Source organism: Psychromonas ossibalaenae ATCC BAA-1528 (assembly GCF_000381745.1).
Taxonomy (GTDB): domain Bacteria; phylum Pseudomonadota; class Gammaproteobacteria; order Enterobacterales; family Psychromonadaceae; genus Psychromonas; species Psychromonas ossibalaenae.
In genome coordinates this window covers 21,402-44,237 of sequence record NZ_KB907005.1, presented here as the reverse complement: position 1 = coordinate 44,237, position 22,836 = coordinate 21,402, and the positions used below count along the sequence as shown (strand labels likewise).

The following is a 22,836-nucleotide window of genomic DNA, read 5'->3' as shown; positions in this document are numbered from 1 at the left end:
CCGCCGGAAGAAGCGCGAAGAATACTTAACAAACTGGAATTTCATTACACTCCGAAGCATGCCAGCTGGCTGAATATGGCGGAAATAGAGATTGGAGTTATGAGTAAACAGTGTCTGGACAGGCGCATACCGGACATGGATACATTAAAACGGGAGTTATCCGCTTGGGCGCTTAAACGCAATGAGAAAAAAGAAACGATAAACTGGATGTTCGATGTAGATGCCGCACGTTCAAAACTTAACAAAGCGTACGGCAAACTTATAAAGTCAACTAATCAAAATTAATTGGAAAAGGCACTAGTTACTGCAATCAACGCCTTGCTTTCATCCATTTTCCCTACGCCTAAATAGATCATTTAATTAATGGAATTGGTATTATTTCTGAATTAGATAAGCTATTTTCCGCGCCACAGTTCTCGGAGCAAGCTGCGCTGTCCATGCTCCAAATTTATTAACTATTCCCGGAATAACAACGGCTTTATTTAAATTAGCAAGTGCATAACTGACCACCGGCTGCTTATCCATTACACGCATTTTATAAACCAGTGAATCCGACATATCTGCAACCTGTGCAAACTCCGTTTTAGTCGCGCCCGGGCATAATGTACTCACCCTGATCCCCTGCCCTTTCAGCTCTTCATGCAGTGCTTCACTGAAAGATAAAACAAACGCTTTACTGGCGTAATAAACCGCCAGATTAGGTCCGGCCTGAAAAGCTGCCGTTGACGCGACATTAATAATAAAGCTGTTTTTCTGGCCGCTAAGCAGCGGTATGCACAGGTGCGTTAACGCCACTAACGCGCTGATATTCACCTGCAGCAGCTGCATCTGCCTACTTAATTCGCTGTCTGAAAACAAACCTCTCTGCCCCAGGCCGGCATTATTTATCAGCCCGACTAAACTCAGTGATTCTTTATCAATATAATCACTCACGGCTTGAAGCCCAGCCGTTTCACTTAAATCCGCACTGCAGCAGCGCACTTCTAAATCTGGATATAAACCTTTAATGTTTTTCTGAACCTGCTCTAATCTATCGAAGCGTCTTGCCACTAATAACAATGGAAATCCCTGTTTCGCAAGCTGATAGGCAAACTCTTCACCAAGTCCGGCACTGGCACCGGTAATTAATACATACTGTTTCATATTCACCTTAACTAAAAATCTTAATCTAAAAGACTAAGCTGAACCGCCGATTGATTATCACTGATACGCTTCTCTAATCCAACTGAAATCCCCAGCAGACGGATCGATTTATCCGGTGTCTGCTCTAACAGATGGTGCAGTAATATTTTGAACAAAGATAATGATAATTCAGCTGATTTCCGCTCGGCACTTTTTACCGTAAAATCCCCAAATTTAATTTTTACGCCAACTTTTGTTATCATTTTTTCTTTTAATACTTTTTGTAAACGGCGGTTAAGTTCATCATAAAAAGCATCTAAATGCTGCAGACAGGCAGACTCATCTAATAAGTCTTTCTCAAAAGTACGTTCAACCGCTAATGATTTTCGCTCACGATTAGGTTCAACCACCCGGTTATCAATACCGCGGCTGAAATTCAGCAGCGCACCGCCTAATTTTCCAAACTCTAACAGCAGCTTTTCACTGTCATACTGCTGTACATCTCCGCAGCTGAACAGCCCTTTTAGCGCCAGTTTCTGCTGCGCAACTTTACCCACCCCGGGAATTTTTTTAAGCGCCAGTGTTTCTACAAATTCAGCCACTTTATTAGGTGGGATAACACATTGACCATTAGGTTTATTTTCATCTGATGCTATTTTTGCCAGAAACTTACAAGGGGCGACGCCCGCTGAAGCGGTTAAATGCAGCTCTTCAAAAATTGCACGGCGGATATCCTGAGCAATATAAGTTGCAGAACCTTTAAACAGAGTACATTCGCTGACATCTAAAAATGCTTCATCTAAAGACAAAGGCTCCACCAGATCCGTATAGCGGAAAAATATCTCTTTTATCTTTTTAGAAACCTCGACATAAACCTGCATACGTCCTGGAATAATCACCAGATCCGGGCACAAAGCTTTGGCTTTAAAGCTGGGCATCGCCGAGCGTACACCAAACTGCCGCGCTTTATAATTGCAGGTTGAAAGCACACCGCGGCGTTCACTATGACCGCCTATTGCAAGCGCTATATTCTGATACTGCGGATTATCCCGCATCTCTACAGCCGCATAAAAACAATCCATATCAATATGAATTATTTTTCGTTGTGGGGAAGAATTTGTATCAGTCACAATTAACACCTGTTTTTTTAGACAGTCTTTATTTTGTGCTGTTTTAAATAAATAGCAAGTATAAATTTATTTTCTAACTGCCTTTGACTTTACCCTAAGGGTAAAGGTTATGCTAATGTTATCTGAGCTTAGTTATGGTTAAGGAATTAACATGTCTACCGTATCAAAATTAAAACTACCCGTTTATGGTATGAACTGTGCAGGCTGCGCTGGCCGGTTACAAAGCGCATTAAATGAAATCCCTGCTGTAACAGCTGAAGTCAATTTTGCATTAGAAAGTGCTTTGCTATGCTTTGCACCGCAGGCAGATCATAGTGAAACACTTAATCTAATTTTAGCTGTACTGGAAAAAAAGGGCTATCAGACCGACAGCGAAACTATTCTCATTTCAGTAAGCGGCTGGAGCTGCATCAGCTGTGCTAATAAAACCACCAGCATTCTTAATGCATCGCCCCTGATTATTGATACACAGGCTAATTTTGCCACTGAAAAACTACAGCTGAGAACTATTCAGGGGGCGTTATCTGAGACAGATATTAAGCAGCTGGCAGCCCAAATGCCTTATCAGCTGACTATTGAATCCAAACAGGATCTAAAAACTCAAAACGCCTTAAAAGCAGCTGAGCATAAAAAGCGCGATAGGAAAGCATTAGCCACCTTAGCAGCGGCTGTCATACTGAGCCTGCCGTTTCTATTAACCATGCTCAATATGCTTATAAATAATGAACATAGTTTATTACCCGGCTGGCTGGAGTTTACTTTAGCAACGCCCCTGCAGTTTATCATCGGCGCACGCTTTTATAGAGGCGCCTGGCTGAGTCTGAAAAACGGATCTGCCAATATGGATTTATTAGTGGCCCTAGGCACCAGTGCAGCTTATTTTTACAGCTTGTATATTCTTCTGTTCGGCTTAGACCAGCCGCTGTACTTCGAATCAAGCGCTTTAGTGATTACTCTGGTAACTCTGGGTAAATATCTGGAGCATCGCGCTAAACAAAGTACCAGCAGTGCGATTAATGCCCTGATGGCGCTTCGCCCTGATACCGCTAAGGTCAAAAAAGGTAAGGTTTATGTCGATGTGAAAATTGAAAATGTACAAGTCGATGACCTCGTACAGGTTGCTATCGGTGAGAAAGTCCCGGTTGACGGCTTAGTCGTGCAGGGGAAAAGTTATTTAGATGAATCATTATTAACCGGTGAAAGTAAACCGATTTTAAAAAACAATAACGACCCTGTGATTGCCGGCAGTATTAATGGTGAGGGCGTTTTATTAATTAAAACCACAGCTGTCGGTGAGTCCACCAGCTTAAGTAAAATCATCTCATTAGTTGAAAATGCGCAGATGAGTAAAGCCCCAATTATGCAGCTGGTTGACAAAATCAGCGCTGTTTTTGTACCCGTTGTTTTACTTATTGCCCTAGCAACATTTTTATCCTGGTATTTGTTAACGGGTGATTTTCAGCATGCATTAATCAGTGCAGTTGCTGTTTTAGTGATTGCCTGCCCATGTGCTTTAGGGTTAGCGACACCAACAGCGGTTGTTGTCGGTACGGGAGTGGCTGCGCAACAGGGGATCTTAATTAAGGACATTAAAACCCTGCAGCAGGCTTATAAACTGCAGACCATTATCTTCGATAAAACCGGCACATTAACCCAGGGTAAAGGCCAGTTAAACGAAATATTCAGCTTTAATGGTGATAACAAAAGTCTGCTTGCTAAACTCTACGCATTACAAAGCGGCAGCCGCCACCCGATTGCCAATGCAGTTAAGAGCTACTGCTTAGCCAATCAGATAACAGCAAATCATAACGATCATGTCCAGGCCGTTAACGGCGAAGGTATTAAAGGCTTAGTTGATGGTGATTTCCTGGCTGCGGGTAACTTAGCCATGATGAAGCGTTTTAACATTAAAGTGCCGCAGCAAGTATTCGATACAATGTTAAATCAGAGCGACAGTTACATTTATATTGCTTCGGAACAGGCACTTTTGGGTTATATCAGTATTAATGACCAGCTCCGCAGTGAAAGCAGTGAAGCGATAATACAGCTGCACAAACGCGGCCTGAAAACGGTGATGTTAAGCGGTGATAAAGACAGTGTAGTTAAACATATCAGCCAGCAGCTGCAGATCGGCAGCTGCTATAGTGAGCTGAAACCGGAACAGAAACTCAATAAATTAATCGAACTGCAGAAAAACAAACACGTCGCTATGGTTGGAGACGGTGTTAATGATGCTCCGGCACTTGCGCAGGCCGATGTAAGCATTGCTATGGGCACCGGCAGTGACGCAGCAAAAGAAAGTGCATCAATCACCTTAATGCGTAATGATCCGCGCTTAGTGGCACTGGCTGTTGATATTTCCAAGGCAACCTGGCATAAAATACAGCAGAATCTGTTCTGGGCATTTATTTTCAATACCGCGGCGATTCCGGCTGCCGCAATGGGTTATTTAAGCCCGGCGATTGCCGGAGGCGCAATGGCGTTATCAAGTATTACGGTATTAACTAACTCATTATTATTAAAACGTTTTAAAACAAAAAAGTAAGGTATCTATTATGTTATCAATCAGCCAGGCGGCCAAGACAACCGGGTTATCGATCAAGTCAATCCGCCACTATGAACAGATCGGACTAATTCAATCACCGCCTCGTGGTGAAAATGACTATCGCTATTACCCAGAGGCCATGATCCGGCAGCTGCATTTTATTAAAAGCACCAAAGATGCCGGCTTTAACTTGAAAGAGTGTAAAGAACTGCTTTTACTGTGTGAAAATAAAGAGCGCAGCAGTGCCGATGTGAAAATAATTGCGCAGCAGAAAATAGAGGAATTACAAGCAAGAATAGATCAGCAGCAGGTCTTGTTAAACAGTTTAAAAGCACTCACCAAGCAGTGTCACGGCAATTCAAAAGCAGAATGCCCGATAATTGATGCTTTTATAAAATAAAAAAGCCCTTGCGCTGCTGGAGCGCAAGGGCTTTATATTAACAACAACTCAGTTTAAACGGAGGTGTCAGCCTTAGCCGGCTGTGCGTCCGCCCCTCTGAGTGTATGAAGGTGCAGTTCTTCTTCCTTATCTCCGGCTTTAGGATCGTTAAATACATCAACATCCATTTCATCTTCTGATTTAGCAACAATACAGGTCACCACACTGTCACCAGTAATATTAACGGCAGTACGGATCATATCCAGCAGTCTGTCGACTCCCATGATCATTGCAATACCTTCAACGGGTAAACCAACCTGATTAAGCACCATCGCCAGCATAATCAAACCAACCCCCGGCACACCGGCAGTACCCACTGATGCTAAAGTTGCAGTTAAAATAACAGCGCCGTAATCAGCCAGTGATAAATCAATATTAAACGCCTGTGCGATAAATACCGTTGCAACGCCCTGCATAATCGCAGTCCCGTCCATATTTACCGTCGCCCCTAAAGGAACGGTAAATGATGCTATCTTATTTTTTACTCCCAGATGTTTAGTGGCCGTTTCCAGAGTCACCGGAATCGTTGCACTTGAAGAGGCAGTTGAAAATGCAAAAGTAATGGCAGTTTCCATTTTCTTGATAAATGTTAACGGATTAAGGCCGGTAAATACTTTAAAGAATAAGCCGTAGGTGACAAAACCATGCAGCAGCAATGTGCCTGAAAGTACTAGAAAGTAACCCAGTAAATTGCCGATAGCCTCTAAACCGATTTCAGTAAATAGTTTCGCCATCAGGAAGAATACACCGTAAGGGGCAATGTTCATCAGCATCACCACTAACTTCATAATAACTTCGTTAAGATCCGCAAAGACCAATGCCACACGTTCCCCGGCTTTACCTGCAGAGCTAACCGCGATACCGAATAAGATTGCAAATACAATAATCTGCAGTGTATTACCCTGAGCCATAGAGTTGATCGGATTAGTCGGGAACATATTAATGATCACCGAGCCTAAAGAAGGAGCATCCGAAGATTTGAAAGACGATGCGGCAGAAAGATCTGCACCGACACCTGGCTGGAAAATATTAGCCATTAAAATAGCCAGAGTAATTGCAATGGCAGTAGTTGCCAGATAAAAAGAAATCGTCTTACCGCCTAACCGGCCTAACGTTGTAATATCTTTTAATGAACTTGTTCCACAGACTAACGATACAAAAATAAGCGGTACCACCAGCATTTTCAGGCTGGCAACAAAAATTGCGCCGCCGACGTCAAAAACGCCATGAACAATATAATCGTTTACAAAACTGATATCCGAAAAAAAAGTCCGTATAAGAAAACCTGTCGCAATACCAATAAACATGCCGAGAAGAACTCGTTTTGTTAGTGACATTTTTTGTTTAACTTCAGTCATAAATAACCCTTAAAATAATAATATTTACTGCAAGGCCTAATGCAATGCAGTGCTTTAAATTATTGAACTGTACATTTTCCTTTTCAATTGGTGGTCTATACCCGCTAACAAACAGAGCGCGTACAAAAGCACTAACAGTAAGCATATTAAATACTTAAATAATAACCGAGCCGGTTAACAGCCTGTCGGTGCAATAAGAAAGATCTGAAATATATATGGATATATTTAGGAGTAGATCCATTGAGATTGATTGAGGTATTTTCAATAGCCTGTTTCAGGCTGGTTATTTACCTCTTCCTTGAACAGCTTTGACGGGCATCCTGATCCACTGAGGGTAACTAATTAGTGGTAAAACTTAAGTTATTTTTAATAAAATGTCTACAACGCAGCAGTTTTAAAATAAAAAAACATAACCAACATCACCAAAACAATAATATTTATATTTATTTAAATCTGCAGTGACCTTTCTTATTCTTCTAGGTAAAAACTGCTTTTACACATAGCGGCACCGTTTACCACAATAGTCAGATGATGTTCTCCAGAATAATATTTTCGGGTAGAAATTCTTTTAAAACTGAACTGCTTAGTCACCTTTTTAGTGTTTGTATTTAGGACTGATTCTGATATTTTAAAAATTTTTTCGGCTCTTTTACCATTTTTTTTCATAAAACCGAGAACAAACTCAATACGAAGTTTTCCTAACGGTCTGCTGCTGTTTAGAGAAAATGAAAAATCTAAAGTCTCTCCTATTTTTACCCTTTTATCCGCTTTAAAAGAAATAACATTAATGTGTTCAGGCACAGCAAACCCGAATAAAGCTAAAACCTCCGGATGCCCCTGCTTTAACAATCCCCGGCAGGCATGCTTAACAATCCAGTCTCGGTGTTTATTTTTCCCAATCCATTCCCGGGCAATATTCACCACCAGCTGCGGATTGTCTTTACTAATATCATTAAGGTTATTCGCTACACTTCTGCGCACATAAAGGCTGCTGTCATCTTTTAAAAGTTCGAGTATTTTTATAACTTCCTGAGGGTCTTTTTTAAACTCAGCTAAGGCATTCGCCCAGGGAAGACGCGGGCGGCAGCCTTCAGAGGCGAGCCTTCGTACATGTTCATTATTCGAGAGAGTCCAAACAGCCATCTGCGCCATCATCTGCTCAGGATATTTATTAATAAACGGACGAACAGCAAATTCTGAACTGGAGTATTGAGTCAGATGCTCAAGTGTGTCAATTGAAGTGTGATAATCATCCAGCCCGTATAACTCCACAAAAGCAGGGAAAAACATCGCTTCATAACCACCAAAAAACGGTGCGGCCTGCTTTAGTATTGCAGTACTTTTTGTAAAATCTGCGGGTAGAAACTGATATAAGGTTTGTGCGATAAAAGTTAAACGCGCTTTGAGCTCTTTATCGGGCCAGTGCCGGTCAAAAATAGTTTTATTAAATTCATCCTGAGCGAACTCAGGATGAATTTCTGCAATTTTACGGGAAACTGAAGCGATAAAGTCAGTCGTATAAACATGTTTTAACAGTTCAGCCATTATACATCCCGAAATAAGCTTTAATTAAAGTACTCGCTCACCATAATGGAAAACACAGAATTCTCCTTCCTGCATTTTATTCCAGGTTTCATCTTTAGTCAGCGGACGAGTAGCGATCACGCTCACCACATCACTGTCAGAAGTTTCCTTCTGAAAATCGACCACCATATCTTCATCAATCAGCTGCGCTTTGCCAAACGGTGCTCGACGGGTTATCCAGTGCAGGTTATTGGTGCAGTAACACATTACATATTCACCGTTACTCAGGAGCATATTAAAAACGCCCATTGCCCGTAAACTGTCAGCGTAACCGGCAATCCTTTTGAACATCTGTAAAATATCTTCCGGCTCACCAGCATAATTCTGATGCAGCTGATCAATGATCCAGCAGAAAGCACGTTCACTATCCGTCTGGCCGACAGGGTGCGCATAACCCATAGGTAAAACTTCATAGCCGGTTAACTGACCGTTATGCGCATAAGTCCAGTTTTTCCCCCATAACTCGCGAATAAACGGATGGGTATTCTCTAAGGAGACACCACCACGATTTGCCTGGCGGATATGACTGATCACCGATTTACTTTTAATCGGATAGTTTTTCACCAGCTGGGCAACGCGAGAATCACAGCTTGGTTTGGGATCTTTAAAACTTCGGCAGCCTTTACCTTCGTAAAAAGTAATACCCCAGCCGTCTTTATGAGGGCCGGTTTCACCACCACGCTTAACCAGCCCGCTGAAACTAAAACAGATATCAGTGGGCACATTCGCGCTCATACCTAGTAACTCACACATCTTAAGCCTTTTTTTTAAAATTAAGCCATTTTTTGTTCAATTAAATAAATCAGAATATGAATAATTTTAATATGAATTTCCTGAATACGATCAGCAAAACCAAAATGAGGCACGCGGATTTCAACATCTGCCAGCCCTGCCATTTTACCGCCGTCTTTACCGGTTAAAGCAACAACCGAAATCCCTTTTGCTTTTGCAACTTCAACCGCTTTTAAGATATTTGCCGAGTTGCCGCTGGTTGATAAACAAAACAGTACATCACCACTGCGGCCGACACCTTCAAGATAACGCGCGAAAATATACTCATAGCCGTAGTCATTACCAACACATGAGATATGACTCGGATCTGAAATAGCAATCGCCGCATATGAAGGACGATTTTCACGGTAGCGCCCGGTTAACTCTTCAGCAAAATGCATTGCGTCGCAATGCGAGCCGCCGTTACCGCAGGAAAGTACTTTTCCTTCCTGTTTAAGTGAAGCCGCGATTAATGAGGCTGCTTTTTCAATATTCTGTAAATTCGTTTCATCGGCTAAAAAGTCCTGTAATACCTTTTCTGCTTCTAATAATTCGTTCTTAATAATTGCCAGGTTCATATTATCCCTTTTAAATTCTATGCTTCGGGTGGCTGTGAGAAATGAAAATCATTTCTTCATTATAATAAAAACATTTTACACGGTTAATACACTGATAAAAGAGGTACAGATAAGTTAGTCGAAATTAAAGCGAATAGTGGGAGATGCCGTAAAAGAATGATCTTATCTAATTACAGAAAGCAAAAAGCAAAAAGCAGAGAATAAGTTCTCTGCTTTTTTAGCAGATTCATTATTTTTAAATAAAGAATCTGTATTTATAACCTGTCAGGTATAACCTCAGGCTTGTCGATTAATTAGTCACGGTTAATCGTACAAGTTTTTTCTTCTTTAACGATACCAGCTTCAATTGCATCGATTGCTTTTTGATCGTGTGCATTTGCAGGACAGCCGCAAGCATGTTCACTTGTTGCGTGTAAACGAGCTTGTTCTAGGTGCCATTGTGCTACTTTAATATGTTGATCAACATTCATGGTAAAAATCCTTAAGATGAAAACGGTATTAGAAATTGATTTAAATCAATTCGTCGATTATAAACAAACCAATTAGACAATCCAGTGCTTATTAACTGAAAACGATGATTATTTAACAAAAATATTCATCTGTATAACAATCCGCTCCTTTACTGCCAGGGTAATGATAATCACTCTCAACCACATACTACTGCTCACTTTAAAGCAGTTCAATGCTGCTGAACTGTTTCCTAATAAATACAGTAGATAATTCGTTTTGTTAAATACAACTACATAGGTAGAAAGAATGACACAAGAGAGAAAACGTAACATTTTGTATCATTTAGCGGCGTGTAATATCAATGTGCTAAAGATGTGAGTTAATGCCTATTGTGGCTACTGCATTTTTGATTTAATCGGGTTATAGTCGAGAATATTCTTCCAACTCGGGTTTTTAATATGATTATCAAACAATCCTCACTCATTTTACTTGCAGGCTTAACGCTTGCCGGTTGTTCAAATTCAGTGTTACAGTCACCCACTGATAAACATAGTGATGCATACACAGCACCGGCTCAAGCAAGCCAGACACTAGCCAAAACTCAACCGTGCTGCCAAGACTTTAGTCAGCTGCAGTATAAAGAAATCACCAATGACGATACGCTTTATATTCCGCTAACCAGCGACGCTCAAGTTTTTGCATTTCCTGAGGGCAAGAGTTTTGTTCAGGCGTATAAATTAACCATTAAAGCCAACAAACTGAAGCTGACGGTAAGCTCGCTGATCAAAGATACGGCGCTTGCACCTCAGCTGACCCTGTTAGATGCTGATTTTAATGTTACCCGTACTATTTCAACAAAACATTTTTTATATAAAGAACCCAGTATGCTAGACGGCGATCTGTTATCTACAGATCTGACAATATTTAGAGCACAAGCTGATAATATGGCAAATGAAACTTATCTGCTTTTTTATACAACAGAGAAAGCGGCGGCAGGTAGTACAACGGTACTCCACCCGGCAAAAAGTTTTGCAATAGCACACGGTACAGTCCCCCCTGATATTGCCGATCCTGTTATCCCGCATTCAGCAATGGGTTTAATCCAGCTTAAAGTTGATATTCAAGGAACCAAAGCTGATGTTGAAAACAGTTATATTCCAGAAGCTATACCAGCAGGAATTTCGATGCAGAATGAGAAAAAAGTACTGACTACGGAAGTAGAGTTTAATCAGGCTATTGTTCAGGCTGTTGCAGCAAAAGAGATTGATAAAGCGCTAACAATTGTGGATGACGCAGAAGAAGCTGGTTTTAAAAATGCCAGAGAGACTTTTATCGAAGCACTTAAAAACAGCGACTGATGAACTGAAAGTGACGGATACTAATTATCCGTCACTTTGCTACCTTGAAAATACCTCATTCCTCTTTAAGACAAAGCCTTAAACTCTACCGTGTATTTCCCTAACCCTGCGTATTCGATTTCAGTACAGCGATCAAATTCCACTTCTACTATTCCAGCATAAGAGCCAGTGATAATAGCCTGTCCGGCTTTAAAGCAGACACCACGCTTAGTCATAAAATTAATTAACCAGTATAAAGGCTCTTGAGGCAGTTGATTTGGGTGCCTGCCGGAAAAAGTTTGTGTCTTACCTGCCTGTGTTACCTTGATAGATATTTCAGATGCCGCATACGCTTGTGATTTTTCTATCTGCGGACCAATAAACAGTCCCTGGTTAACTAAACAGTCGGCCAGCTTCTCATAAAAAGTCACTGCACTGTTTTCTGCAAACCTGTCCTGCATTAACTCCAGCGCCATATGACAGGAAGCAACCGCTTCATCTATCTGCGCTTCACTGTAATCCTGCTGTTGAGCAGGTAAATCTTGACCTAATACAAAAGCGATTTCAGGTTCAATGCGTACTGTCTGATTATCCGCAAACAGTCTACATAGATCGCCCTGCTGCACCGTCTGTGAAAAAATCGGTGCAACCACCAGCTGGTTATCCGCTATTGGTAACAGGCATTTCCAGCCGTCGACAGCATTATTACGCTGTTTTATCATCTGCTCCTGGACAGACAATGCATCATCAATACAATGCGGCTGCAGTTCGCTGTTAAGACAGGGAGCTTTTGTACCCGCAGCGCGGCGCTTCAGTAATTCGGCTGCAGCTTGTGAAAATTTATCAGAAGTGTTCATAATTAAATCTCAATTAGATAAAGCCTGTCATACTAGCTTTTACAGGGTGGAGTGGACAGCAAAACTATTACTTCCCGCATAAAAAAGGTCGCGGATAAACACAGCCTTTTATTGCTTAATGTAAGACTAAACTGAAAACAATTTAAGCAAATAACATCCTACTGATAGTGCGAACACCGTGGCCTTTACCGCCAGCTGCCCACAAACCGTTTGCACTGACCTGATAGCTGCCCGACAGATCAAAATGAATCCAGCCTGTTTTCGGCTGCTGTACAAACTTAGCTAAAAATGCAGCCGCAGTTGAAGCGCCGGCCATACCTTCACCGCTATGAATATTGGCAATATCAGCAAAGGGAGAGCTGATCTGCTGCAGATGAAACTCTTCAAAGGGTAAACGCCAAAGTTTTTCATTTTCTTGAGCAGCACAGTTTGAAGCAAGAGTTACCAGCTGTTCATCCATGCTTAACACTGTATTATAATCACGCCCGACCGCCATTTTAGCGGATCCGGTCAATGTAGCCGCATCAATAATAGCTAAAGCTTTATCTTCCTGGGCGGCAATAAGCCCGTCTGCTAATACCAGACGTCCTTCCGCATCACTGTTTAAAACCTCAACCGTTACGCCGTTTTTATAAGTGATCACGTCACCTAATTTAAGCGCATTGCCGCTGATCAGATTTTCAGCACAGCATAAATATAGTTTAACACGTTTATTCAAACCGTTTACAATCGCTAATGCCAGTGCCCCGGTGAGCGTTGCAGCACCGCCCATATCACTTTTCATAGCGGCCATACCACTACTTGGTTTCAGACTGTAGCCGCCGGAGTCAAAGGTAATGCCCTTACCCACTAATGCATATGCAACGGGGGCATGGACATCTCCTGTTGGATTATAATCCAGCTGCAGCATGCATGGCGGACGCGAACTGCCTTTACCAACCTGGTAAATCCCCTGAAAGCCATGCTCTAACAGACTGTCACCCGAGATAATGTCATGCTCAATATGCATACTTTCAGGTAAAACATGCTTTATTAAAGCAACAGCTTTATCGCATAAAACTTCTGGAGATAAGGCTTGCGGCCCTAAGTTAATTGTTTTACGAACCCACTCCATAATTAATTTACGTGATGTCAGAACTTCGGCTTCATTCCCCTCAATGTCACCAAAATGCACCTGAGCACCATTTTTTGCATTGTAAAAGCCTTGGCTGAATGCCCAGCGCAGTTCGGTAGTCCAAAGTTCTCCCTGAAGTTTTACCTTTTCAATACCCATACCGTCCAGTTTTCTGGCGGCACTCTGCACCACAGAAAATGCAGCGGCCGACTCGTCAATATGAATCTGAGCATGCGCTTCAGAGAAACTCAGCAGCGCATTTTTTCCCCAGCTGGGATGCGCCGTATCCGATGATAATGAAACAAAAAAAAAGTCGGTCATATTCTTACCTTTTATCAAAAACAAAAACGCAGGCTAGTGCCTGCGTTTACAATATTCTAAGGAATAAAAATTACATTTCTTCAATCCAGCACTGCTGCACGGCTTCTAATATACGTTCACTGCAGTGCTTAGGATCATCATCAAACTCTTCAAGATTCAAAATCCATTCACGTAAATCAGTAAAACGAATTTGAGCCGGATCCTGATCCGGATAGATATCCATTAAAGCCAATGCTAATTCCTGAGAGTCCAGCCATTTTAAAATCATCTTATCCTCCAGTCTTATCTTATTGCTAACTGAGTTTATGCTGCTTTAAATATTCTGCTGAATTAAGGTTTAATGATTCTCAGAAACAATATTAACGGTGTATTTTGGAATCTCTACAACTAAGTCTTCATCTTTTACACAAGCCTGACAGCCTAAACGCGACTCAGGCTCAAGTCCCCACGCTTTATCCAGCATATCATCTTCTAACTCATCACTCTCTTCAAGTGAGTCAAAACCTTCACGCACAATCACATGACAGGTCGTACAGGCACATGACTTTTCACAGGCATGTTCAATACCGATCTCATTCTGCAAAGCAAGATCTAAAATAGTGTCACCTTCAGCCGCTTCAACAACTAAACCTTCCGGGCATAACTCTTCATGGGGTAAAAATATTACTTTTGGCATCTTAATCGCACCTTATGCTTTTAATTTATCTTTTAACTACTGTTAAATCTGATCGACAGACTGACCAGTCAAGGCCTGCTTAATCGACGCATCCATACGCAGTGAAGCATAATGGTCCGTCAACTTATCAATCGCTTCAAGCGCATCTTTAATCGCATTTACATCGTCACCACGGCCGGTTTCGGCAAGTGCTTTAATATTTTCAACAATGCGCTGATACTCATTCTCAGACAGCAGCTGTTCACCGTCTTTTTGTAATGCAGCTTCCAGATTTTCGATAACACGCTTTACTTCAACCTGCTGCTCAATCAGCATACGCGCCTGAATATCCTGCTGCGCAAAGGCAGTTGAATCAGAAAGCATCTCCATTACCTGAGCATCACTTAACCCGTAAGAAGGTTTCACTTCAATATGTGCCTGTACACCCGATGATTTTTCCATTGCGCTGACACTTAATAAACCGTCCGCATCAACCTGAAAAGTCACACGAATATGCGCAGCGCCGGCTGCCATCGGCGGAATGTCCGTTAAAACAAAACGCGCCAGGGAGCGGCAGTGCTTAACCATTTCCCGCTCACCCTGTAAAACATGAATCAGCATCGCTGTCTGACCATCTTTAAAAGTAGTAAATTCCTGCGCTCGTGCAACGGGAATAGTGGTATTACGCGGAATTACTTTTTCAACCAGCTCGCCCATGGTTTCCAGGCCTAATGACAGAGGCAGAACATCCAGCAGCAGCATTTCTGAATCGGGTTTATTACCCACTAAGATATCAGCCTGTACAGCAGCGCCGATAGCGACCACTTTATCCGGATCAATACTGGTTAACAAATCACGCTTAAAGAACTCACTGACTTTTTCACGCACTAGAGGAACTCGAGTTGATCCTCCGACCATCACCACTTCTACAATTTCATCAAGACTGACAGCGGCATCTTTAACGGCACGTTTACAGGCGCGTAATGTCTTTTTCACTAATTTTTCAATCAGCTGTTCGAAGGTATTTTTGTCAAGCAGACCAGACCAGCTCATATGCTGCAGTTCAATGCTCACCTGCTGCTCGGCACTTAAGATTTGTTTAGCATTACGAGCAGCCTGTAATAATTCCTGCTGCAGTTCAGGGCTTATCTGACCGCTAATACCTGCTTGTTCCCTGATCCAGTTAACAATAGTCAGGTCAAAATCATCACCACCAAGAGCAGAGTCGCCGCCGGTAGCAAGTACTTCAAATACACCTTTATGCAGGCGTAAAATAGAAATATCAAAGGTGCCGCCGCCTAAGTCATAAACAGCAATAAGCCCTTCCTGACCTGAATCTAATCCATAAGCAATAGCGGCCGCTGTTGGTTCATTTAATAAACGTAAAACGTGCAGTCCCGCTAAACGAGCAGCATCTTTTGTGCCCTGACGCTGGGCATCATCAAAATAAGCCGGTACAGTAATAACCACACCGTCTAACTCTCCCTCCAGCGTTTCAGCCGCCCGTGCGCTTAATACTTTTAATATTTCACTTGATGCCTGTACAGCATTAACCGCACCGCTGCGTGTCTCAATCTGCGCTAAACCGCTTTGGTGCGCGCTTAGCTGATAAGGAAGATGGGTTTTATCTAAATCCTGTAATGCCTTGCCGATTAACCGTTTAACTGAAACCAGAGTATTCTGCGGATCGGTTAACAGATGCTGCTGCGCGCTGACACCCACACTAATTGAACTCTCGCCCTGTTCATTCAGCTCTCCGTAATGCACTACTGAAGGCAGCATATCCTGCTGGTTATGGTCAACTAAAGTTGAAGCTTCACCGCTTCTTACGCTGGCAACAAGGGAATTAGTGGTACCTAAATCGATACCGGCTGCTAATTTATGCTGATGAGGAGCTGCAGATAAACCAGGCTCTGCAATTTGTAATAATGCCATCGTTTATTATCCTGTTTACTAGTTTTAGTCGAATAATTTTTCTTCGAGCAAATCGAGTTCAATTTTAAGTTTAAGCATGAATTTTAATTTTCTTACACTGTCTGCAGCCGCTTCTAGTTGTTTTTCTTGTAACTGCAATGTTATTAATAACTCTAAATTCTGCACCTGCTGCTCTATATTTCCAGCAAAATCTTCTATTTTATCTTCATCATTTTCAGTAAATGAGGCAATTGTTTCCCGCCATTCCATCTGCTGCATTAAGAAGTCTGTATCCTGCAGAGTTCTCTGCTCTAAAGCGATATCAAGGCCATTCAGCAGTAGTAAATACTGAGCACGTAAACAACTGTTTTTTAAAGTCTGGTAAGCATCGTTAATTTCAGTGCTTTTCTGCATCGCCGCTAAACGTTCACTGTCTGAATGCATGGCAAATTTATCGGGGTGAAACTGCTTCTGCAGTTCACGATAGGTTTCAGATAATCGAATTTGATCAACAGAAAAGAGAGCAGGCAGGGAGAATAGTTCAAAGTAGTTCAAAACAGTTTCCTAACGGAGTGAATGTTAAAATAAAAACACCTTTATCTTAACTAAGGTAAAAGGTGTTTTCATTAAATAACGGTATAAAATCAATCTTTAAACACTAAAACTTTCACCACAGCCGCATTCACCGTCGGTATTAGGATTATTAAATTCAAAACCTTCGTTAAGGCCTTCTTTAACAAAATCTAATTCTGTACCGTCAAGATAAACTAAACTTTTTTCATCAACGATGATTTTCACACCTTTATCGCTGAATACTTGATCATCATCATTAAGTACATCTACAAACTCAAGAACATAAGCCATGCCCGAACAGCCCGATGTTTTAACCCCTAAACGCAAACCAATTCCTTTACCGCGATTAGCGAGAAAAGCTGCAACATGTTTTGCTGCTGGTTCTGTCATTGTGATAGCCAAAGTCGACTCCAATTTTTAATATTATTTTAAATAATAATAAGTTAATCCGCCTCAATGCAGGCTGCTTTTTATACAGCGGTCTGCACCAAAAGGCTAATATCTTTATTCAGCCGTATTTTTACTTTTGTAATCATCAATCGCGGCTTTGATCGCATCTTCTGCAAGAATTGAACAGTGAATTTTAACCGGCGGCAGAGCCAGCTCAGCTGAAATTTCGGTGTTGCTGATTTTGCCCGCTTCTTCCAGTGTTTTGCCTTTTACCCATTCAGTCACTAATGAGCTTGATGCAATTGCACTGCCGCAGCCGTAAGTTTTGAATTTAGCATCTTCAATCACACCGTTATCATCGATTTTAAGCTGCAGTTTCATAACATCGCCGCATGCCGGCGCCCCGACCATACCTGTCGCAACAGATTTATCTTCTTTATCAAATGAACCTACGTTACGTGGGTTTTCATAATGGTCGATTACTTTTTCGCTATAAGCCATGATATTTATCCTTTTGTCTTTTCTTTAATTTATTACGTAAAATTCAGCTTGTTATCGTTGCCTTTAACTTCCAGGTAAATCCCGCACCTCATAAAGATAAGAGTGCGGTTTTTCCGCTAAAGTTCAACAGTCAGATCAGTGATGTGACCATTCGATGCTGCTGATATCGATGCCTTCTTTGTACATATCCCATAACGGAGACATTTCACGTAAACGACCAATATTTTCACGAATAATTTTAACTGCGTAATCAATTTCTTCGAAAGTTGTAAAACGTCCGATGCTGAAACGAATTGAACTGTGTGCCAGCTCATCATCACGACCAATTGCGCGTAAAACATATGAAGGTTCAAGGCTTGCTGAAGTACAGGCACTGCCCGATGAAACGGCTAAGTCTTTAAGCGCCATTACTAGAGATTCACCTTCAACATAGTTAAAACTGATATTGATATTGCCTGCTACACGGTGCTCCATTGAACCGTTAACATAAACTTCTTCCATGTCGCTTAAACCGTCTAATAAACGAGTACGCAGTGCCAGAAGACGTTCATTCTCAGATGCCATCTCTTCTTTGGCAATCCTGAAAGCTTCACCCATAGCAACTATCTGATGCGTTGCCAGCGTGCCGCTGCGCATGCCGCGTTCATGTCCGCCGCCATGCATCTGTGCTTCTAAACGGATACGCGGTTTACGGCTGACGTATAACGCGCCGATACCTTTAGGCCCATATACTTTATGTCCTGAAAATGAAATCAAGTCCACTTTCATAGTCTGAATATCAATCTCAACTTTACCGGCACTTTGCGCGGCATCTACATGTAAAATAGTCTTGTTAGCACGACATAACTCGCCATATGCAGCTATATCCTGAATCACGCCGATTTCATTATTCACATGCATCAGACTAACAAGAATAGTGTCTTCACGCAGTGCTTCCTGCAGCTGTGCTGGAGTAACGATTCCGTCCTCCTGAGGATCCAGATAAGTTACTTCATAACCTTCACGCTCTAACTGACGACATGTATCTAAAACCGCTTTATGCTCAGTTTTAGCAGTAATTATATGTTTGCCTTTTTTGCCGTAAAAGTGCGCAGCACCTTTAATAGCAAGATTATCTGATTCTGTTGCGCCAGACGTGAAGACAATTTCACGCGGATCTGCATTGATTAGATCAGCAATTTGTTCACGGGCAATATCAACCGCTTCTTCTGCCTGCCAGCCAAAACGATGCGAACGAGACGCAGGGTTACCAAACTCTCCGTCAAGGGTTAAAAACTGCATCATTTTCTCTGCAACGCGCGGATCAACAGGGGTTGTTGCAGAATAATCAAGATAAATAGGTAATTTCATTTTTGTCTCCACTGCTGAACGTTAAACTTATTGGCTTTTAACGTTAAGTTGAGCAGTCTGGTTAAATTTATTATTTTGAATTTCAGATATATGTTGTACATGCTCAGTCGACATTAACTCTTCAAGGGTAATATCATCCAAAAATGTGGTAATTCGTTCACTAAGCTGTGCCCATAATGAGTGGGTTAAACACTGCACACCGTCTTCTTTACAGCCGCTGTTGCCTGTACATTTTCGAACATCTACGGACTCATTAACAGCATCAATAATCATGGCCACTGATATTTCACTGCGCTGCTTGCCCAGTCTATAACCACCGCCGGGACCGCGCACACTACTGACTAACTCTTTTTTGCGTAATTTAGAAAATAACTGCTCTAAATACGAAAGAGAAATCCCCTGACGCTCAGAAATATCTGCTAACGGTACAGGACCATTATGCTCTTTAATTGCTACATCTAACATTGCAGTGACCGCATAACGGCCCTTTGAAGTTAATTTCATAATACTTCACTCATATAATGGGAAAGAGGTGCATCGCATACCTTTCATGGACTTTATATGAGCAAGTATAAATACCTGACAGTTTTAGTCAAGTAAAAAACCACAAGGTTTAGTAGGTTTTATTTTTTATTTATAATCAGCTATTTCTTATCTGAATCAGCTTCAGAAACAGAATCCTGCCCGGCACTTATAACTGATTTTTGAATGCTGCTGAAGATACCGCGCCACATACGTAACTCTTTTACTTCTGGTCGAGCACGGTTAAAGAAACGGCGTAGTTTTGTCATTACCAGTCCCGGATGAGCAGGTACGATAAAACGCGTATCTTTTAATGTTTCTTCTAGATGATTGAACATGCCTTCAATCTCTTCTGAAAGCGGATATTCTTCTTCCTGCACCGGATATGCCTTTGAAGCTAAAAATGCCATACGAACTTCATAGCTTAAAGTCTGTACAGCCATTGCTAAGTTCAGAGAGCTGTAGTCTGGATTTGCCGGAATAAACACATGAAAATGGCATTTCTGAAGTTCATCATTACTCAAACCGCTATTTTCACGTCCAAATACTAACGCAATCGGATATTTCTGACCTTCAATAACGGCTTTTTCGCCCATCTCACGCGGATCAAGCATAGGCCAGTCTAATGTACGCGGACGCGCACTTGCACCAATCACCAGTCCGCAGTCAGCAATCGCTTCATCAAGTGTTGCACACACTTTATGATTGCTTAATACATCAGTAGCACCAGCTGAAAGTGCAACTGATTTACCGTCAACTTCACACTCCGGGTCAACCAGTACTAGATTTGTTAACCCCATTGTTTTCATTGCTCTTGCCGCACTGCCGATGTTTCCCGGATGAGAAGTACCGATAAGTATAATGCGTACATTTTCCAGCATTTGTATTCCTTTATGTCTATTCAAAATTAAAGAGCGCAAAGTTTAGCATTAATTGATAGCCATGCCAGCAGAAAATAAAGGATTATAAGGGAGATTGGCGATAAAGACGGCCGGCTCAAACACAACAAAATAATAAATATGGACTATAGACGCAGACATTTTCCTGCTGCTTAATCGGGTAGATAACCCTAAGCAAATGTTTTTCAATACAATTAAGAACAAACACAAAAAAAGACGATAAATGTATTTAATTATTTGCAGATTTATGTGATCTCTGTATAATTTTGCGCCGAAGGAATCTCCCTTCAATGTTCTTTTAAAATCTAATGGTGATCCAATGCATCCAATGTTAAATATTGCGATTCGTGCTGCCCGTAATGCAGGCAAAGTAATTGTTAAAGGCTACGAAAATTTAGAAGCCGTCGAAGTCGAAGAAAAATCGTTACATGATTATGTCAGCAGCGTTGATAAAGAAGCGGAACTTGCAATCATTGGTACATTACGTAAATCATTCCCGGACCACAGCATTATTGCTGAAGAGTCAGGTATTGATGAAGGTAAAGATAAGGATTACCAGTGGATTATTGATCCGCTTGACGGAACAACTAACTTCATTCATAACATCCCGCATTTTGCTGTTTCAATCGCATTAAAAATTAAAGGCCGTACAGAAATTGGTATCGTATTTGATCCGATTCGTAACGAGCTGTTCTCAGCGGTTAAAGGCCAGAGCGCACAGATTAACGGTTACCGTACTCGTACCAGCAGCGTAGCTAAACTGCCAGGTACACTTTTAGCAACAGGTTTCCCTTTCAAACAGAAGCATGTTACTGAAACATACCTGGACATCTTTAAAGATTTCTTTATGGATGTTGCCGATATGCGCCGCAGCGGCAGCGCAGCACTAGATCTTGCTTATGTAGCAGCTGGTCGTATGGACGGATTCTGGGAATTTGGTCTGAAACCTTGGGATATCGCAGCCGGTGAATTGCTGCTTAAAGAATCAGGTGCAATTATGACTGATTTCAACGGCGGCAATGATTACATGAAATCAGGCAACGTTGCTGCAGCTAACCCGAAATTACTAAAAGAGATGTTAACGGTTATTCGTAAACACAACGTTTAAGTTATACTGTGAGGCTCTCTACGAAGCGCAAACACTGTTTGCGCTTTTTTATGCCTGTTATTTATACGAAACCCGCCTGTAATGTGCCTGAGCATAACAATAGCTTGATCTAGCCCACCTTCATACTCACTACTATTTGCAATTTAACACTAAGTTATTATTATGAAGATTCCCAAATTTAATGGAAGTGAATAATAATGATTAAAAACTACTCTGATACTTTATTTGAAGAAATGAAACTACTTTCTAAATTCCCTGAAAAATCCCAACTGGAAGGTATTAAGATTCATCAAGATGCCAGCCCAAGCGTCATCACTGCTGCTAAATCTCTATTTGACAAAGGGCTAATTACGCAGACAGACGGCGGTTACCTTACTGACAGCGGTTTTGAAACAGTTGATCATCTGCATCGAGTTTTAGTAACTTTAAGCTAATATCACTTTACCTTGTTGAGTTATTAAACTCATCAAGGTACATTCAGCCTTTATCTCTATTTAAGGCTCTCTTCCATGAAAGTTATCTCATTCAACATCAACGGGCTGCGCGCTCGCCTTCACCAGCTTCAAGCTATTATTGACAAACATCAGCCAGATGTGATCGGTCTGCAGGAAATTAAAGTTCATAATGATGCTTTTCCGGTAGAAGCTGTAGAAGCAATGGGTTACCACGTTTATTTTCATGGACAAAAAGCACATTACGGCGTGGCAATGTTATGTAAAAACAAACCGCTCGATGTCCAGTACGGCTTTCCAACAGATGATGATGAAGCACAGCGCCGCATGATTATGGTCACGGTAGAAGATAAAGACGGCTCCCCGGTTCGTATTCTAAACGGTTATTTTCCGCAGGGCGAAAGTCAGACTCATGAAACAAAGTACCCGGCAAAACGTAAATTCTACCAGGATTTAAACACCTATTTAAATGAATCACATAGCGCTGAACAGCAGGTGATCGTAATGGGTGATATTAATATTTCACCGACAGATTTAGATATCGGCATTGGCGAGGTAAATGCTAAACGCTGGCTGAAAACCCTAAAGTGCAGTTTTTTACCCGAAGAGCGTGAATGGTTAGCAAAATTAATGGATTTTGGTTTTACAGATACCTTCCGTCTGCTCAACCCGGAAGCTGATGATCAGTTCAGCTGGTTTGACTACCGCTCCCGCGGCTTTGATGATAACCGCGGTCTACGTATTGATGTGATTTTAGCAACACAGAAATTAGCAGACAAAACCCTGGATGCCGGTATCGACTATGAGCTTAGGGGCATTGAAAAACCTTCGGATCATGCGCCGATCTGGACAGAATTTGCTTAATC

Annotated in this window: 25 protein-coding genes; 7 read left to right on the top strand and 18 right to left on the bottom strand. The window is 41.6% G+C overall.

All coding sequences use genetic code 11. From position 1 onward, the window contains the following. On the top strand, positions 1 to 285 hold a 285-nt coding region (locus tag G327_RS0116855), incomplete at its 5' end, for a transposase (RefSeq protein ID WP_019615979.1). Positions 286 to 375: 90 nt separating this feature from the next. On the opposite strand, the gene G327_RS0116850 is transcribed toward G327_RS0116855, so the two are convergent. After that, positions 376 to 1,143: an SDR family NAD(P)-dependent oxidoreductase gene (locus G327_RS0116850; RefSeq protein ID WP_019615978.1), complete on the bottom strand. Its 768-nt coding sequence runs from the start codon at positions 1,141 to 1,143 to the stop codon at positions 376 to 378. Positions 1,144 to 1,163: 20 nt separating this feature from the next. Further along, positions 1,164 to 2,252 (bottom strand): DNA polymerase IV, encoded by a 1,089-nt coding sequence (gene dinB, locus G327_RS0116845; RefSeq protein WP_019615977.1) that lies wholly within the window; start codon positions 2,250 to 2,252, stop codon positions 1,164 to 1,166. A gap of 151 nt (positions 2,253 to 2,403) precedes the next feature. Between dinB and G327_RS0116840 the strand changes: the two genes are divergently transcribed. Further along, the gene (locus G327_RS0116840; RefSeq protein ID WP_019615976.1) at positions 2,404 to 4,797 is read left to right on the top strand and encodes a heavy metal translocating P-type ATPase; all 2,394 of its coding nucleotides are present in this window, start codon (positions 2,404 to 2,406) and stop codon (positions 4,795 to 4,797) included. 10 nt (positions 4,798 to 4,807) lie between these two features. Beyond that, on the top strand, positions 4,808 to 5,197 hold the full coding sequence (locus tag G327_RS0116835) for a MerR family transcriptional regulator (RefSeq protein ID WP_019615975.1): 390 nt from the start codon (positions 4,808 to 4,810) through the stop codon (positions 5,195 to 5,197). A 53-nt stretch (positions 5,198 to 5,250) separates the two neighbouring features. Here G327_RS0116835 and G327_RS0116830 read toward each other — a convergent pair whose 3' ends face one another. The 5 genes from G327_RS0116830 to G327_RS27085 form a co-directional block, all read right to left on the bottom strand. After that, positions 5,251 to 6,594 (bottom strand): dicarboxylate/amino acid:cation symporter, encoded by a 1,344-nt coding sequence (locus G327_RS0116830; protein WP_019615974.1) that lies wholly within the window; start codon positions 6,592 to 6,594, stop codon positions 5,251 to 5,253. Between the two features lie 468 nt (positions 6,595 to 7,062). Then, positions 7,063 to 8,139 (bottom strand): DNA alkylation repair protein, encoded by a 1,077-nt coding sequence (locus G327_RS0116820; protein WP_019615972.1) that lies wholly within the window; start codon positions 8,137 to 8,139, stop codon positions 7,063 to 7,065. 24 nt (positions 8,140 to 8,163) lie between these two features. Further along, positions 8,164 to 8,931: a class II glutamine amidotransferase gene (locus tag G327_RS0116815; RefSeq protein ID WP_019615971.1), complete on the bottom strand. Its 768-nt coding sequence runs from the start codon at positions 8,929 to 8,931 to the stop codon at positions 8,164 to 8,166. A 20-nt stretch (positions 8,932 to 8,951) separates the two neighbouring features. Continuing rightward, entirely contained in the window at positions 8,952 to 9,527 is a 576-nt protein-coding gene (gene lpcA / locus G327_RS0116810) for a D-sedoheptulose 7-phosphate isomerase (protein WP_019615970.1), read from the bottom strand. A gap of 293 nt (positions 9,528 to 9,820) precedes the next feature. Further along, the gene (locus G327_RS27085; RefSeq protein WP_019615969.1) at positions 9,821 to 9,997 is read right to left on the bottom strand and encodes a hypothetical protein; all 177 of its coding nucleotides are present in this window, start codon (positions 9,995 to 9,997) and stop codon (positions 9,821 to 9,823) included. Positions 9,998 to 10,435: 438 nt separating this feature from the next. Here G327_RS27085 and G327_RS0116800 point away from each other — a divergent pair, with 438 nt between their 5' ends. Next, positions 10,436 to 11,335 carry a MalM family protein gene (locus G327_RS0116800; RefSeq protein ID WP_019615968.1) on the top strand — a complete coding sequence of 300 codons (900 nt, stop codon included), beginning with the start codon at positions 10,436 to 10,438 and terminating at the stop codon, positions 11,333 to 11,335. A 65-nt stretch (positions 11,336 to 11,400) separates the two neighbouring features. Here the strand turns inward: G327_RS0116800 and G327_RS0116795 are convergent, their stop codons facing one another. The 11 genes from G327_RS0116795 to trmJ form a co-directional block, all read right to left on the bottom strand. Continuing rightward, positions 11,401 to 12,171: a hypothetical protein gene (locus tag G327_RS0116795; RefSeq protein WP_019615967.1), complete on the bottom strand. Its 771-nt coding sequence runs from the start codon at positions 12,169 to 12,171 to the stop codon at positions 11,401 to 11,403. Positions 12,172 to 12,313: 142 nt separating this feature from the next. Continuing rightward, a complete protein-coding gene (gene pepB / locus G327_RS0116790) occupies positions 12,314 to 13,606 on the bottom strand; it encodes an aminopeptidase PepB (protein WP_019615966.1) in 1,293 nt (430 codons plus the stop codon). Positions 13,607 to 13,676: 70 nt separating this feature from the next. Continuing rightward, positions 13,677 to 13,874: a Fe-S cluster assembly protein IscX gene (gene iscX / locus G327_RS0116785; protein WP_019615965.1), complete on the bottom strand. Its 198-nt coding sequence runs from the start codon at positions 13,872 to 13,874 to the stop codon at positions 13,677 to 13,679. Between the two features lie 69 nt (positions 13,875 to 13,943). Then, positions 13,944 to 14,282, bottom strand: coding sequence for an ISC system 2Fe-2S type ferredoxin (gene fdx, locus G327_RS0116780; protein WP_019615964.1), 339 nt, complete (start codon positions 14,280 to 14,282; stop codon positions 13,944 to 13,946). 42 nt (positions 14,283 to 14,324) lie between these two features. Then, positions 14,325 to 16,196 carry a Fe-S protein assembly chaperone HscA gene (gene hscA, locus G327_RS0116775; RefSeq protein ID WP_019615963.1) on the bottom strand — a complete coding sequence of 624 codons (1,872 nt, stop codon included), beginning with the start codon at positions 16,194 to 16,196 and terminating at the stop codon, positions 14,325 to 14,327. Positions 16,197 to 16,220: 24 nt separating this feature from the next. Then, the gene (gene hscB / locus G327_RS0116770) at positions 16,221 to 16,730 is read right to left on the bottom strand and encodes a co-chaperone HscB (RefSeq protein ID WP_019615962.1); all 510 of its coding nucleotides are present in this window, start codon (positions 16,728 to 16,730) and stop codon (positions 16,221 to 16,223) included. A 96-nt stretch (positions 16,731 to 16,826) separates the two neighbouring features. Then, entirely contained in the window at positions 16,827 to 17,150 is a 324-nt protein-coding gene (gene iscA, locus G327_RS0116765; protein WP_019615961.1) for an iron-sulfur cluster assembly protein IscA, read from the bottom strand. Between the two features lie 102 nt (positions 17,151 to 17,252). Then, positions 17,253 to 17,639 (bottom strand): Fe-S cluster assembly scaffold IscU, encoded by a 387-nt coding sequence (gene iscU, locus G327_RS0116760; protein WP_019615960.1) that lies wholly within the window; start codon positions 17,637 to 17,639, stop codon positions 17,253 to 17,255. Positions 17,640 to 17,774: 135 nt separating this feature from the next. Then, on the bottom strand, positions 17,775 to 18,989 hold the full coding sequence (locus G327_RS0116755) for an IscS subfamily cysteine desulfurase (RefSeq protein ID WP_019615959.1): 1,215 nt from the start codon (positions 18,987 to 18,989) through the stop codon (positions 17,775 to 17,777). A gap of 27 nt (positions 18,990 to 19,016) precedes the next feature. Beyond that, complete coding sequence (gene iscR, locus G327_RS0116750; protein ID WP_019615958.1) at positions 19,017 to 19,493, bottom strand: Fe-S cluster assembly transcriptional regulator IscR; 477 nt, start codon at positions 19,491 to 19,493, stop codon at positions 19,017 to 19,019. A 140-nt stretch (positions 19,494 to 19,633) separates the two neighbouring features. Next, the gene (gene trmJ / locus G327_RS24975) at positions 19,634 to 20,392 is read right to left on the bottom strand and encodes a tRNA (cytosine(32)/uridine(32)-2'-O)-methyltransferase TrmJ (protein WP_019615957.1); all 759 of its coding nucleotides are present in this window, start codon (positions 20,390 to 20,392) and stop codon (positions 19,634 to 19,636) included. 337 nt (positions 20,393 to 20,729) lie between these two features. Between trmJ and suhB the strand changes: the two genes are divergently transcribed. The 3 genes from suhB to xthA all read left to right on the top strand — a co-directional run bounded on the left by suhB (position 20,730) and on the right by xthA (position 22,834). Beyond that, complete coding sequence (suhB, locus tag G327_RS0116735; protein WP_019615955.1) at positions 20,730 to 21,518, top strand: inositol-1-monophosphatase; 789 nt, start codon at positions 20,730 to 20,732, stop codon at positions 21,516 to 21,518. A 197-nt stretch (positions 21,519 to 21,715) separates the two neighbouring features. Further along, positions 21,716 to 21,952, top strand: a complete 237-nt coding sequence (locus G327_RS0116730) for a TIGR02647 family protein (RefSeq protein WP_019615954.1) — start codon at positions 21,716 to 21,718, stop codon at positions 21,950 to 21,952. 75 nt (positions 21,953 to 22,027) lie between these two features. Then, the gene (gene xthA / locus G327_RS0116725; protein WP_019615953.1) at positions 22,028 to 22,834 is read left to right on the top strand and encodes an exodeoxyribonuclease III; all 807 of its coding nucleotides are present in this window, start codon (positions 22,028 to 22,030) and stop codon (positions 22,832 to 22,834) included. Positions 22,835 to 22,836: the final 2 nt, after the last annotated feature.